The organism is Corallococcus silvisoli, from assembly GCF_009909145.1.
Classification (GTDB): Bacteria; Myxococcota; Myxococcia; order Myxococcales; family Myxococcaceae; genus Corallococcus; species Corallococcus silvisoli.
This window is the reverse complement of the sequence record NZ_JAAAPJ010000026.1, coordinates 1-13,621: the sequence shown is the minus strand read 5'-3', so window position 1 is coordinate 13,621 and position 13,621 is coordinate 1. Positions and strand designations below refer to the sequence as shown.

Sequence of the window (13,621 nt, the reverse complement as noted above, 5' to 3'; positions counted from 1 at the left end):
GCCTGGGCCGGTTAGACGGACACCGACTGCGCGTTACGGCCGTGGACGAAGTAGGTCGTGATGACGCGCGTCACGACGATGGACGTGAACAGCGACGCCAGCAGGCCCACGATGAGCGTGGTGGCGAAGCCGCGGACCGGGCCCGTTCCCGTGAAGAACAGGATGAAGCCCGCGATGAGCGTCGTCACGTGCGCGTCGAAGATGGTCCAGAAGGCGCGGTCGTAGCCCTGGTCCACCGCCGCGCGCGCGGACTTGCCGTGGGACAGCTCCTCGCGGATGCGCTCGTTGATGAGCACGTTCGCATCCACCGCGATGCCCAGCGTGAGCACGAAGCCCGCGATGCCCGGCAGCGTCAGCGTGGCGTTGAAGAACGCCAGACCCGCCAGGATGAGCAGGCCGTTGAGCAGCAGCGCCACGTCCGCGATGAGGCCGGACTTGCGGTAGTACACCGCCATGAACACCACGACGAGCGCCAGGCCCACCAGCGCGGCCAGGCTGCCCTTCTTGATGAGCTCGTCGCCCAGCGTCGCGCCCACCTGACGGATTTCGCCCACCGTCACCGGCGCGGGCAGCGCGCCCGCCTTGAGCACCAGCGCCAGCGTCTGCGCCTCGCCCAGCCACTCCTCGAAGCTGCGCGCGCCGGCGCGGCCCATGGTGATGCGCGCCCGGCCGCCGCCAATCTTCTCGTTGATGCGCGGGGCGGTGTGCACGTTGTCGTCCAGCACGATGGCCATCCGGCGGCCCACGGCGGCCTCGGTCAGCTTCTCGAACTCACGCGCGCCGGCCGGATCGAACGCCAGGTTCACCTCCGGCTCGTTCATCTGGCTGACGGACGCATCCGCGCCGGACAGGCTCTCGCCCGTGAGCGGCACGTTCTTGTCCAGCAGGTAGCTGCGGTAGGACAGGCAGTCGTTCTTCTTCACCGGGTTCGCCACGCACTGGGTCACGACGTCGCGGCCCTCCGGCGTCTTGTCCTTCGCGTACGCCAGCAGCGCCTCGCGGTTGGGCGAGGACAGCTGCGGGAAGCCCTCGTCATCCACCAGCGTGATCTTGCTGTCGGCCGGAGGCGGGTGCTGCTGGAACATCTGCGCGAACACCTGCGGGTTGGTGTCGTCCACCATCCGGAACTCCAGCTGCGCGGTGGTGCCCACCAGCTCCTTGGCCTGTTCCGGGTTGCTGCGGCCGGGCAGCGAGATCTGGATGGAGTCCGTGCCCAGCTTGCGCACGTCCACTTCCGCCACGCCCCACTTGTCGATGCGGCGGCGGATGACGAGCATCGCCTGGTCCACGGCCTCATCGCGGAAGCGGTTCACCTGGCCCTCGTCCGGCTTGAGCACCAGCGTGCCGCCGTTGCGCGAGTCCAGGGAGAAGTCGGTGAAGGTGGCCAGGACCTCCTTCTGGATGGCGTCCATGGTCGCCGGGTCCTTCGCGGTCAGCGTCAGCTGCAGCCGCTCCGGATCCGTGTCCGCCGTCACCTCGCCCAGCTTCTTGTCGTTGACGTACGTGGCGATCTGCTGGCCGCGGCGCTCGGTGCGCTTCTGCAGGGCCGTCTTGGTGTCCACGCGCATGACCATGTGGATGCCGCCCTGCAGGTCCAGCCCCAGGTTGAGGCGGTACCTGGCCGGGGGCGCCCACTTGGGCAGCCGCTGCTCCAGCACGGCGATGTTGTTGCGCTCGGAGCGGTCCAACACCACCAGCGAGTAGTACGTCGGGACGAGGAACCAGAACGTTCCCAGCGTCACCGCGACAATCATTCCGAACTTCCACCACCAGCCGCGGTCCATTACTTCTCCTCCTTCTTCTCGGCGGGGGTCGTCGCCGGGGCCCCGGCCACCGGAACGGACCCCTTCGCACTGACAGCCGACTTCAGCACGCGCACGCGCACGCCGCTGGCCACTTCCACCGTCACGGTGGTGTCATCCACTTGATGGATGCGCCCGAGGATGCCGCCCTGCGTCACGACGTCATCCCCCTTCTTCAGCCCCGCGAGCAGGGCGCGGTGCTCCTTGAGCTGCTTCTGCTGGGGGCGGATCATCACGAAGTACATGATGGCGACCAGCACGGCGAGGAAGCCAAAGGTCCCCAGGGGAGAACCGGCCCCGGCCTGCGCGAGAATCAGGAAACTGTCAGCCACACACTGCCTCGTCGTTTGAGAGGGAGGACTCGGAAAGCGCGCCCCGACCCGGCGGACGGGTGGGGGCAAATCATCCGAAAGGGTGGCCTCTTAGCAAGGGCGCCCCATGTGAGCAAGTGAACGCCGGAAGCGTGGCAAAGCCTCTGGCCGCTCACCGGCCGCCTTTGCGCTCGGCTTCCTGAGCGTGGGCCCGGGCCCGGAAGTCCCGGGCGAACGCCGCGAAACGGTCCTCGGCGATGGCCCGGCGCACCTGGGCCATCAGGTCCAGGAAGTAGTGCAGGTTGTGCAGCGTGTTGAGCCGCATCGCGAGGATTTCCCCCGCCGCGAAGAGGTGGCGCAGGTAGGAGCGGCTGAACGTGCGGCAGGTATAGCAGGAGCACGCCGGGTCCACGGGACGCGGGTCCCTGGCGTATGCCGCGTTCCGGATGACCAGCTTGCCCTCCGAGGTGAAGAGCAGGCCGTTGCGCGCGCACCGCGTGGGCAGCACGCAGTCGAACATGTCCACGCCGTGCTCCACGCACGTCACCAGGTCCAGCGGCGTGCCCACGCCCATGAGGTAGCGCGGGCGGTCGCGGGGCAGGAGCGGCGCGGAGTAGGCCACGCCCGCGTGCATCGCCTCGGGCGCCTCGCCCACGGAGTAGCCGCCCAGCGCGTAGCCGGGCAGGTCCACCGCGCACACCTCCTCCGCGTGGCGCTTGCGCAGGTCCTCGTGGAGGCCGCCCTGTACGATGCCGAACAGCGACGAGCGCTCCCGGCTCCACGCCTTCACGCACCGGTGCAGCCAGCGCGTGGTGCGGGCCAGGGACTTCTCCAGGTAGGCGCGGTCCTCGGTGGACGGGGGGCACTCATCGAACGCCATGATGATGTCCGCGCCCAGCGTCTCCTGGATGGCGATGGAGCGCTCCGGCGACAGCGAGTGCCGGGAGCCGTCCAGGTGCGACTGGAAGGCGGCGCCCTCCTCCGTGATCTTCCGCTTCTCCGACAGGCTGAACACCTGGAAGCCGCCGCTGTCCGTGAGCATGGGGCGGTCCCAGGAGATGAAGCGGTGCAGGCCGCCCATCTCTCCGATGAGCGGCTCTCCCGGGCGCAGCATCAGGTGATAGGTGTTGCCCAGGATGATCTGCGCCTCCAGGGCGAGCAGGTCGTCCGGGCCCACGCCCTTGACGCTGCCCACGGTGCCCACGGGCATGAAGATGGGCGTCTCGATGGGGCCGTGGGGCGTGTGCAGCCGGCCGCGGCGGGCCTGGGTGCCGGCGTCCTCGTGCAACAGCTCGAAGCGCACCAGCCCCGGGGGCACGCGGGTATCGCCCTTCTCCTTGCGCTGCTCGTCGACCACGGCACTCACTCCTTCACCAACATGGCATCGCCGTAACTGAAGAACCGGTAGCCCGCGCGCACGGCCTCCTGGTACGCGGCGAGCGTGCGCTCCCGGCCCAGGAGCGCGCTCACCAGCATCACCAGCGTGGAGCGCGGCAGGTGGAAGTTCGTGAGGAGCACGTCCACCTGGCGGAAGACATAGCCGGGGCGGATGAACATCGCCGTCTCCCCGGGCCCGGCCCTCAGCCGGCCCGTCTGGGGGTCGGTGGCGGACTCCAGCGTGCGCACCACCGTGGTGCCCACCGCGACCACCCGGCGGCCCTCCGCCTTCGCGCCGTTCACGGCGGCGGCCGTGGCCTCCGGCACGGTGAAGCGCTCCGGGTGCATGTGGTGCTTGTCCAGCACCTCCTCGCGCACGGGGAGGAAGGTGCCGGGCCCCACGTCGAGCGTCACCTCCACGCGCCCCACGCCCTTCGCCGCGAGCCGCGCGAACACGTCCTCGGTGAAGTGCAGCCCGGCGGTGGGCGCGGCCACGGCGCCGGACGCGCGGGCGTACACGGTCTGGTAGCGCTCCGCGTCCGCGGCGCCGGGCTCGCGGGTGATGTACGGCGGCAGGGGCAGCCGGCCCGCGGCCTCCAACAGGCTGGCGAGCGACGCGCCCGGGGCCGCATGGAAGCGCACCCGGTACTCCCCTCCCCCCAGGGCCTCCAGGACCTCGGCGGACAGGCCTCCGGCGAAGGTGACGGACTGGCCGGGCTTGAGCCCCTTGGACGCCTGCCCCAGGCAGACCCAGTCGAGCGATTCGGGCGCGCCGCCCAGCGCGGCGGAGGTGAGCGTCGCGGCCGCGGCGGGCCGGACCACCAGCAGCTCCACGCGGCCTCCGGTGCCGCTCTTCTGGCCCAGCAGGCGAGCGGGGATGACGCGCGCGTCGTTGAGCACGAGCAGGTCGCCCTCGCGAAGCAGGTCCACGAGGTCGGTGAAGTGCTGGTGGCTCCAGGCGCCGGTGGCACGGCTGACGACCATCAGGCGCGACGCGTCCCGGTGGGGCAGCGGGGCCTGGGCGATCTGCGCCTCGGGGAGCTCGAAATCGTAGTCGGAGAGGAGGGACGACACGGGGTCAGCGCTTGTAGCAGCCCCCGCGCCGCCTGGGGAACCCATCCAGAGCGGTCAGTAGAGCTGCTGGAACTCGGCGCCCGGGTAGTAGTGGGAGAGGATTTCCCGGTACGTCCGGCCCTGGTCCGCGAAGGCCTTGGCGCCCCACTGACACAGGCCCGCGCCATGGCCGAACCCACGGCCGGTGAACACATAGTCCTTGCCGGACGCCTCCACGTCGAAGTCCAGGCTCTTGAGGCGCGTGTAGCCCAGCTTCCGCCGGAACAGCACGCCGTCCACCACGGTGCCGTCCTTCAGCGTCACGCGGGTCACCCGGTGCGTGGACGTGCGGCCGGTGACGCGCAGCCCCTCCGGGGAGGACTTCAGGGCCTTGCGCAGCTCGGCTTCGGAGAGGGTCGCGGACCAGCGGCTGGCGGGCAGCTTTCCGCACGGGCAGTCGACGGGCCTGAGGTACGGCAGGTTCCGCTGCAGGGCGTCCTGGCCGGACTCCGTGTGGCCGCCGCAGGAGGCGTGGAAGTACGCCTCGATGGGCGCCAGGTCGTACGTCAGCACCTCGCCGCGGGTGGCCTCGACGGCGGCGCGCGTCTTGGCGTCCTCGCGGTTCACCCCGCCGTACACCTGGTGGAGCACGCTGCTGCCCATGTGGAAGGCGGCGCCGTAGGAGTCCAGCTTCTTCTGGAGCGCGTAAGTGCGCGCGGCGACGGCCTGGGCCTTGAGCGCCTCCAGGGGAAACGACACGGGCATCTCGCTGCCCAGCACGGCGGCGAGGTAGTCCTCCAGCGGGATGACGTTGATGAGCTGGAGGCTGTCCCGGTAGAGGCGCACGACGACGTCGCCGCGGACCTGCGCGCTGCCGGCCTTGAGGGGCTCGTTGCCGGGCCCGCCCGCGTCGGAGGCCTCCATGCCGCCTCGGAAGCGGATGGCGTCGCCAATGACGGGGGCCCCGTTGACCTCCAGCCGCCCATTGCGGCGGCGCACCTGGGCCTGACCGGCGGTGATGGCGACGAAGGCACCGTCTTCGGCATCGGGTCCGAAGCCCAGGCCGCGCCCGCTGACGCGCACCTCGTCTCCGGGGTCGTCCATGGCAATGCGCATCGTCTCCACGGCGGACGCCCGCGACGACACGAGCAGGAGCAGCAGCAATGCCACACGTTGCAACATGGTTGAACAGTCTAGGGGCGGGGCGATCCGCCTCAAGAAATCGGCCGGGGGCCCGGACGCGCCGGGGCGGATGAGGCCGCGAAATCCCCCGGCGGATGGCGCAAAATGGAGCCCCGAATGACCCCCTCCGTCCCCGATGCCGCCCGCCTCCCCCCCGAGGCCCTGGTCGCGGCCCTGCGCGAGTTGGAGCCCCGCGCGTCCGCCGTGCTGGTCCGCCGGCTCGTGGAGCGCCGCCCGCTCGAGGAGTGCGCGACCTGGTACGGGATTTCGAGCGACGCCTTCTCGGTGCTCCTGTTGCGAGCGGGCGTGGAGCTAGCCCGGCAGGCGGGGCAGCCCGCGAGGCCTCCGGAGAGCGCGGAGGAGGCCGCCGCCTGGGAGCGCATGCTGGCCGCGGCCGTGGAGCGAGACACCGCCCCTGTTCCGGTCGCGCTCGCCCCGGTGGCCCAGCTGTGCCGGCGGATGCATGAAGCAGGGCCGCAGGTGGAGGCCGCGCTGGCCCAGGCCGCGCAGGCGGACGCGGACTCCCCCCGAAGGGCCCGGGAGGAATGGCTGCGCCGGCTGGCCGTGGCCGCGCTCCTGGCCCTGACGGCCTGGCTGTATTGGACCCGGCCCCCGGAGCCAGACCCCAGACCCGAGCGCCGCATGCGCTCACCGGAACGACGCTGACCCCGGGCCCACGCCCTCCACGGTGAGCGCCCCCCACTTCCCCAGGACCCGTTCTCCATTGCCGAACCCAGCCGAGGGAGTGGGCGACTGGACGCGGCCCGGAGCGGGCGCATATGGGTAGGGCATGCGAGCGACCCGGTCGTGGATGGCCCTCTTCGTCTTGGTGGGATTCGCGCTGACGGGCTGCGCGAAGCACGTGGACACGCGGGTGGCCGGAGATGACGACGCGGCCATCGACGGCATCGAGGCGCGCCTCGACGAGCTCCGGGCACGCGAGCAGGAAGACAACATGAGCTGCGCGGAGCAGTGCGACGTCTCCGCGAAGACCTGCGCGACGGCGGAGCGGCTCTGCGGGCTCGTGGACCGGAACGCGGACCGCGACGACCTGCCGCCGCGTTGCGCCAAGGCACGCGAGCAGTGCGCGGGCGCCGGAGACGGCTGCACCCGCTGTCAGGCCCCCTGAGCTGGCGCGCGGCGAAGAACCGCCCACCGGGAGGCGCTCGCCCATGCGTCCCCTCGGGCTCCATGCCTATGATGGGTCCGATTGAGGAGCCTCCCCATGATCCCCCGTCTCTCGTTGATGCTCACTGCCTCGTCGCTGGTGCTGGCGACCCCTGCCTTCGCGGAGGAGGAAGGACTGACGCCGGAGAAGGTGGCCGCCATCCAGCGAGATGAGGCCGCGGCCCAAGCCAAGGTGAACGCCGAGTACGGCGACCGCAAACCGTCGGAGATGAGCAACGAGGACCGCGGCAAGTCCATCCGCGCCCAGCAGGAGGAGGCGGCCAAGGTCATGGAGAAGCACGGCGTCTCCGCGAAGGAGTACGCGGGCTACACGGCCCGGATGACGCCCGAGGACAACCAGCGCGTCGCCAACGAGTCCAAGCGGCTCGACGACAAGGCCAAGGCGGAGAAGGAAGCCGAGGCGAAGAAGCGCAAGGGCGACGGAGAGGTCCACATCCAGCAGGGCTTCAGCGACGCGGACCCCGTGGAGCTCGAAGCCGAGGAGGGGGCGGACCCCGTCGTCGATGTCGACTCCAAGCTGGAGACCGCGCCGGCCGTGGACATCGGTGACACGGGCGGCACCCCGCACTCGGCCCCCGGCCGGAAGGCGTCCAAGTCGGGCTCCAAGCGCGGCAAGTAGCTCCCAGCGCGCGCCAGGACTTCGGGGCCGTCAGCGACCCGCGGCGCGCAGCTCCCGCGCCCGGGCCTGCCACACCTCGTCGTACGGGCAGGAGCAATCCGTCTCTTCGGGCTCGGGGTAGGCGTACGTCTGCCCCTTGTAGTTGCGGAACAGCGTCTCCCGCTCGCCCCGTTCGATGACGTAGTCGGGCTGGAGCGTGACCTTCCCTCCCCCGCCGGGCAGGTCCACGGCGAGGTGCGGCACCGCGAGCCCGCTGGTGTGTCCGCGCAGCTGCTGGAGGATCTCCAACCCCTTGGCGATGGGCGTGCGCAGATGCTCGCACCCCTCCGCCACATCCATCTGGTGCAGGTAGTACGGACGCACGCGGCTGCGCAGGAGCACGTGCGACAGCTCCTTGATGATGCGCGCATCCGAGTTGAGCTGCCGCATCAGCACCGCCTGGTTCTCCACCGGCACGCCATGGTCCACCAACCGCTCGCACGCCTCACGGGCCTCGGGCGTCACTTCCTTCGGGTGGTTGAAGTGGGTGATGACGTAGACGGGCGCGTAGCGGCGCAGCAGGCGCGCCAACGAATCCGTGACCCGCATGGGCAGCACCACCGGAACGCGCGTCCCGATGCGGATCATCTCCACGTGCGGAATCTCGCTCAGCGGCGCGAGCAGCGACTCCAGCCGCTCCTCGCTCAGCAGGAACGGATCGCCCCCGGAGATGAGCACGTCGCGCACCTCGGGGTGGTTGCGCACATAGTCGATGCCCCGGCGCATCTGATCCTTGGTGAGCTCCGCCTCGCCGCCCTTGGTGATGCGCCGCCGGGTGCAGTGCCGGCAGTAGACGGAACACGTATCGATGGCCAGGAACAGCACCCGGTCCGGATACTTATGGATGATGCACTCCTCCGGGCGCGTCTTGTCCTCGCCGAGCGGATCCTCCAGCTCCCCGGGCCGCACCCGCGCCTCGGCACGCACCGGGATGGACTGCATGCGCACCGGGCACGACGCGTGGTCGGGATCGATGAGCGACAGGTAGTAGGGGCTGATGCCCACGCGGAACAGCGAGGACGTCTCCTGCACCCCGGCGCGCTCCTCCGGGGTCAGGCGCACGTAGCGCTCCAGTTGCTCCAGGTTGCGCACCGAATGCCGCTGCTGCCAGCGCCAGTCGCCCCACTCCGCGTCGGTCGCGGAGGGAAACAACCGGGCCCGCCCCTCCGCGCTGAGCGAGGGACGGGTGAACAAGGGCGCCAGCGCGCCCGCGGAGGAATCCATCACGCGGCCTTGGGCTGCTCCCGCCACCACGCCTGACCGGACTCCGGCAGCGTGTCGATGGGATCGTAGTACTCGTACTTCCGATCAAGTGCGTCGGCGTCGTTCGCCTCGACGCTCGTGCGGTAGTTCTTGGTCCAGTAGGAGATGCCGCGCTCGCGGTCGTACTCCGACACCTGGTGGATCCACCGCTTGCCCACGAACGGCACGTCACACACGATGCGCGGCGTGGCGAAGCCCGGCATGTACCCCATGATGTCGTGCTGGAGCTTCTGCGCCTGGGCCACCGACAGCCGCCAGTGCTCGCTGTTGGGGATCATGTCGCACATGTAGAAGTAGTACGGCAGGATCTTCGCGTGGTCGAGCAGCGTGAAGCACAGGTCCAACAGCGCCTTGGGACTGTCGTTCACGCCGCGCAGCAACACCCCCTGGTTGCGCACGTCGCGGAAGCCCATGTCGAGCAGCTTGCGCACGGCCTTGCCCACCAGCGGCGTGAGCTGCTGCGCGTGGTTGACGTGCGTGTGCAGCGCCAGGTCCACGCCACGGTCCACGGCCTTCTTCGCCAGCCGGTCCAGGCCCGCCAGGACGCTGTCCTGGAGGAAGTGCTGCGGCAGGGCCATGAGCCCCTTGCTGGCCAGGCGGATGTCCCGGATGTTCGGGATGTCCATCAGCGCGCTGACGAACGGCTCCAGCGCCTGGATGGGCAGGTTCGCGATGTCGCCGCCGGACACCACCACGTCGCGCACGGTGGGCGTGCGGCGCAGGTAGTCCAGCATCTGCTCGTAGCGCTCCTTCTGACCGGTCGCGAACTTGTGCTTGGACACCTGGGGGACGTCGTTGCCCACCAGGTCCATGCGCGTGCAGTGGCCGCAGTACTGCGGGCAGGTGGGCAGCATCTCCGCCAGCACCTTGGTCGGATAGCGGTGCGTCAGGCCCTCGACGACCCACATGTCCGCCTCGTGGAGGCTGTCACGGCTGGCGCGCGGGTGGTTGGGCCAGTCGGTGCGGCGGTCGGCGATCGCCGGGAGCATGTACCGGCGGACCGGGTCGCTCCACAGGTCCTCCAGGTTCATGGTGTTGAGCATCTGGGGCGGGACGAGGATGGACATCGTCGCCCGCTCCTTCTGGTCCAGCTCCATGCTCGCCGCCAGGTCGTCGGGCAGCAGCGCCCCGAGCGTCGCCCGCAGCTCGCGCAGGTTCTTCACGGTGTGCTTGCGCTGCCACACCGAGCTCTCCCACTCCGCCGCGGTGACGTCCTTGTAGCCGGGGATGCGCCGCCAGTCGGGCTCCACGAACTCCTTGCGGAGTGGATAGGTGAAGGGCTGCTGCGCGGGGCCAGCGTCGGGCTTGGCTCGAGTGGACATCGTGTTCATGGACACATCACCTCAACGTAAGGAGCGTCGTGGGCGGGGCGTCATAGCCCGCCCCCTGCCATCCCTGCTCAACAATCTCGGAGGGCACAAGATGCCCTCTGGCCCGTCCGCTCAGTTCACCGGAACGTTGATGAGCTTGGCCACGCCCTCCGCCTCGATGACCACCACCTGGGGCTTGGTCGACTTGCCGTTGAGCTTGAAGACGACCTTGCGCTTGCCCACGGCGAGCGACAGCGGATTGCCCAGCGGGACGGGGCTGACCCGACCCGTGTTCTTTCCATCCACCCAGATTTGGGCGCCCGCTGGAGACGTGCTGCAGGCGAACTTGCCCATCGCGGCGGCCGCCACGGGCTTGGGAGGAGGCGGAGGCTTCGGGGTCGCGACGACGACGGGAGGCTTCGGCTTCGGCTTCGGCGGCGTGGGCTTGGGCGGCTCGGGCGCGGGTTCGGCCTCCATGTCCACGGCCACGCGCACTTCCGTGTCACCGCCGGACAGGAAGTCGCCCGAGAAGGGCTTGTAGCCCGAGCGCTTCGCCGTGAAGGTGTACTTCTTGCCGATCTCCAGGTCCGCGAGCTTCGCCCCGGGCAGCTTGCCCAGGGACTTGCCGTTGACCGTGATCTCCGCGCCCTCCTGGCCTTCGAACACGGCGGTGAACGTCTTCGGCGCTGGCGGCTCGACAGGCTTCTGCGGCGGGGGCTCCGGCGTCGTGGGCGGGGGCGTGTTGTCGACGACCGGGGGCGGCGTCGTGGGGGGAACCTGGGGCTCCGGCTGTTTCGGCTCCGGCGGCTTGGGCTCGGGCTCCTTGGGAGTGGGCGCGGTGGCCGTCAGTCCCAGGAGGATGGGGGTCGCCGCCTGCCCCGCGACGACCTCCACCTGCTGCTTCACGGGCTGGTAGCCGGGAGCGGAGGCCGTCACCTGGTGCAGGCCCGCGGACAACTCGATGACCTGATTGGCGATCACCGGCTCCCCGTCCACGAGGACGGTGGCGTTCATCGCGTTCACGATGAAGTTGACGGAGCCCGTGGACGAGCCACGGACCATCACCACGACGCCCCCGATGAGGAGCAGTGCCACCGCGACGGCCGCGCCGATGATGGCGGGCTTGGGAAGCGGCTTCTTCGGCCCTGCCGGTGCCTTCGGCTTGGCCTTGGCCTTGGCCTCGACCTTGGCGGCCGGGGCCGGCTTCGCCATCTTGGAAGCCTTCTGGGGAATGGTCGCCGGGCCGTCGGCCTCGTCGTCATAGGGCGGCTCGTCCGCGTCCTGCTGCCCTTCGTCCCCGTAGTCTTCCTCGCCTCCACGGTCGAACTCGTCGCCCTGGTCGTCGTAGGCGCCGTCCGGGTCCTCCTCGTCGGCGGCCTGGGCGCGGAGCCCGTTGTGGCGGGACCCCACGGGGAGAGTGATGTTGCCCGTCGTCTCCTCTTCCTCGGGGTCGAGCACCGGGGCGGCCGATCCCCCACGCCCGCGGGAGGGAGGAGCCGTTGGAGCCGGACCGATCATGGTCGCGCCGGCATAGGCCTCGCCGCCCTCATCCCCGATGATGACCTGCGACTTGGGGCCACTCTTGCCCTTGCCGCGCGGCGCATCGTCGCGAGCGAACGGAGAAGCACTGGTGTGGTGCCCGGCCCGGTCGATGGGGTTCTCCGAACGGCCCGTGATGCTGTCATCCACCACGACGCTGCTGTCAGCGATGCGGGTCTCGGGCGCGCGGAACGTGTGCGTCGAGTCGACGATCTGCGTCTTGTCCGCGGCGCCATCCATCTCCGCCAGCTCCTCGGCGGTGGGCGGCGGGATGTAGCCTGGCGCGGGCTGGGCAGGCGCCGTGGAGGCGCGGCCCACGGGAGAGCCCGACGCCGAGGGAGCAGGAGACTTCTTCTGCGCGGTCGCGCGGGGCGGCGGCGCCGCCGCAGGCGGCGGGACCGTCACGCCCGAGTGCTCAATCTGGTCGGGGCGCTCGACGGAGGCATAGCGCTCCATCTTCTCGGCCTCGCGGAGCATGTCCTCGGCGAAGGCCTCTTTCATGAAGCCGGACAGGTGCTTCGACGAGTAGATGGCATCCCCCGCGAGGAGGAAGCGCATCAGGTCCTCCTGGAGGTCCGACGCCCACTGGTAGCGGTCCTCGGGCTCGCGAGCGAGCGCCTTGAGGACGACCTTCTCCAGGCCCGAGGAGATGTTCGGGTTGAATTCCCGCGGCAGCGGGATGTCCGCGTTGCGCACCTTCTCCAGCGTGGAGAAGTCCGACTCGCCCACGAAGAGCTTCTCGCCCGTGAGCATCTCGTAGAGCAGCACACCGACCGCGAAGATGTCGCTGCGCCGGTCGATGGGCATGCCCCGGACCTGCTCCGGGCTCATGTAGCCGAACTTCCCCTTGAGGATGCCGGCCTGGGTCTTCTGAGAGCGGTTGGCGGCCTTGGCGATGCCAAAGTCGATGATCTTCACCTCGCCTTCGTAGGAGACGAGGATGTTCTGCGGAGACACGTCGCGGTGGATGATGTGCAGATCCTGGCCGCGCGCGTCCTTCTTGCGGTGGGCGTAGTCCAGGCCCTCACACATCTTCGAGACGATGAACACCGCCTGTGCGGTGGGCATGATCTCCTTGCGACGGCGATAGCGCTCCAGGAGCGTGCGAACGTCGCGGCCCGCCACGTACTCCATGGCGATGAAGTACGCGTCCTCGTGCTTCCCGAGCTCGTGGATGTGCACGATGTTGGCGTGGTTCAGCTGAACGCTGATTCGCGCCTCATCGATGAACATCGTGATGAACTCGTCATCCTCGGCCATCGTCGGGAGGATCTTCTTGATGGCCAGGATGCGCTCGAAGCCCTCGACGCCAAAGGCCTTCGCGATGAAGACCTCGGCCATACCGCCGACGTTGACGCGCTCGAGGAGCAGGTACTTCCCAAAGAAGGTCGGCTTCTTCATCTCGCGGGGCTGCCCGGCGCCGGCGAGTACGAACCGCGGCAGGCGGTGCGCAGACCGGGGGGAGCAATGACTCTAGATCCAGTAGGAACGGCGGTCAAACATCCACAATGACGCGATTCCCCAAGGAATCCGAGAACTTGGAGTCCAGACGCCCTGGAGCTGACCCACCCCTCATTCGCGGGGCGCGCCAACGTCACCGATCCGATCACAATCGCGGCCCTCCCAGGCGGCCCCAAGAGGCCAGGCGAAGCAGTCCGAGGGGTATCCGCGAGGGCAGTTCGCCCCCCAGCGAATCGCGCTTCTTGGACCGCCACATGAGGAGATTGCCCGACGCTCCTGAACCTTCTGGACAGCGGACTCCGAGCGAGGTCGACTCAACACAACGCAGCGCGCCATTCTGTAGGAAGGAGCGCATGAAGCCGAGCGAACGCGAACACGTGCGTTCACGGCAGGCGATCCGAAGCCCGCAAAGACAAAGCCCCTGGCGCCATGAGGCACCAGGGGCTTTCAAAAAGAATCCGGCAGCGACCTACTCTC

At 69.6% G+C, this 13,621-nt stretch carries 11 protein-coding genes; 3 read left to right on the top strand and 8 right to left on the bottom strand.

Translation table 11 applies throughout. The annotated features are described in order from the left end of the window. Positions 1-11: 11 nt before the first annotated feature. From secD to GTY96_RS34425, 5 genes are all read right to left on the bottom strand, one after another. Entirely contained in the window at positions 12-1,784 is a 1,773-nt protein-coding gene (gene secD / locus GTY96_RS34445; RefSeq protein WP_143908525.1) for a protein translocase subunit SecD, read from the bottom strand. Beyond that, on the bottom strand, positions 1,784-2,134 hold the full coding sequence (gene yajC, locus GTY96_RS34440) for a preprotein translocase subunit YajC (RefSeq protein WP_143908523.1): 351 nt from the start codon (positions 2,132-2,134) through the stop codon (positions 1,784-1,786). The genes secD and yajC overlap by 1 nt, the downstream gene beginning before the upstream one ends. A gap of 151 nt (positions 2,135-2,285) precedes the next feature. After that, on the bottom strand, positions 2,286-3,419 hold the full coding sequence (tgt, locus tag GTY96_RS34435) for a tRNA guanosine(34) transglycosylase Tgt (protein WP_201756672.1): 1,134 nt from the start codon (positions 3,417-3,419) through the stop codon (positions 2,286-2,288). 56 nt (positions 3,420-3,475) lie between these two features. Continuing rightward, positions 3,476-4,609, bottom strand: a complete 1,134-nt coding sequence (gene queA / locus GTY96_RS34430; protein ID WP_161666942.1) for a tRNA preQ1(34) S-adenosylmethionine ribosyltransferase-isomerase QueA — start codon at positions 4,607-4,609, stop codon at positions 3,476-3,478. A gap of 9 nt (positions 4,610-4,618) precedes the next feature. Further along, positions 4,619-5,725, bottom strand: a complete 1,107-nt coding sequence (locus GTY96_RS34425; protein WP_143908518.1) for a SpoIID/LytB domain-containing protein — start codon at positions 5,723-5,725, stop codon at positions 4,619-4,621. Between the two features lie 117 nt (positions 5,726-5,842). Between GTY96_RS34425 and GTY96_RS34420 the strand changes: the two genes are divergently transcribed. The 3 genes from GTY96_RS34420 to GTY96_RS34410 all read left to right on the top strand — a co-directional run bounded on the left by GTY96_RS34420 (position 5,843) and on the right by GTY96_RS34410 (position 7,532). Beyond that, complete coding sequence (locus tag GTY96_RS34420; RefSeq protein WP_143908516.1) at positions 5,843-6,391, top strand: hypothetical protein; 549 nt, start codon at positions 5,843-5,845, stop codon at positions 6,389-6,391. Between the two features lie 124 nt (positions 6,392-6,515). Beyond that, the gene (locus GTY96_RS34415) at positions 6,516-6,854 is read left to right on the top strand and encodes a hypothetical protein (RefSeq protein ID WP_143908515.1); all 339 of its coding nucleotides are present in this window, start codon (positions 6,516-6,518) and stop codon (positions 6,852-6,854) included. A 96-nt stretch (positions 6,855-6,950) separates the two neighbouring features. Then, entirely contained in the window at positions 6,951-7,532 is a 582-nt protein-coding gene (locus tag GTY96_RS34410; protein WP_143908513.1) for a hypothetical protein, read from the top strand. A 30-nt stretch (positions 7,533-7,562) separates the two neighbouring features. Here the strand turns inward: GTY96_RS34410 and GTY96_RS34405 are convergent, their stop codons facing one another. From GTY96_RS34405 to GTY96_RS34395, 3 genes are all read right to left on the bottom strand, one after another. Continuing rightward, complete coding sequence (locus tag GTY96_RS34405; protein ID WP_161666941.1) at positions 7,563-8,795, bottom strand: KamA family radical SAM protein; 1,233 nt, start codon at positions 8,793-8,795, stop codon at positions 7,563-7,565. Continuing rightward, complete coding sequence (locus GTY96_RS34400) at positions 8,795-10,165, bottom strand: KamA family radical SAM protein (protein WP_143908511.1); 1,371 nt, start codon at positions 10,163-10,165, stop codon at positions 8,795-8,797. Before GTY96_RS34400 ends, GTY96_RS34405 begins: the two co-directional genes overlap by 1 nt. Before the next feature lie 111 nt (positions 10,166-10,276). Beyond that, positions 10,277-13,084 carry a serine/threonine-protein kinase gene (locus GTY96_RS34395; protein WP_161666940.1) on the bottom strand — a complete coding sequence of 936 codons (2,808 nt, stop codon included), beginning with the start codon at positions 13,082-13,084 and terminating at the stop codon, positions 10,277-10,279. Between the last annotated feature and the right edge of the window lie 537 nt (positions 13,085-13,621).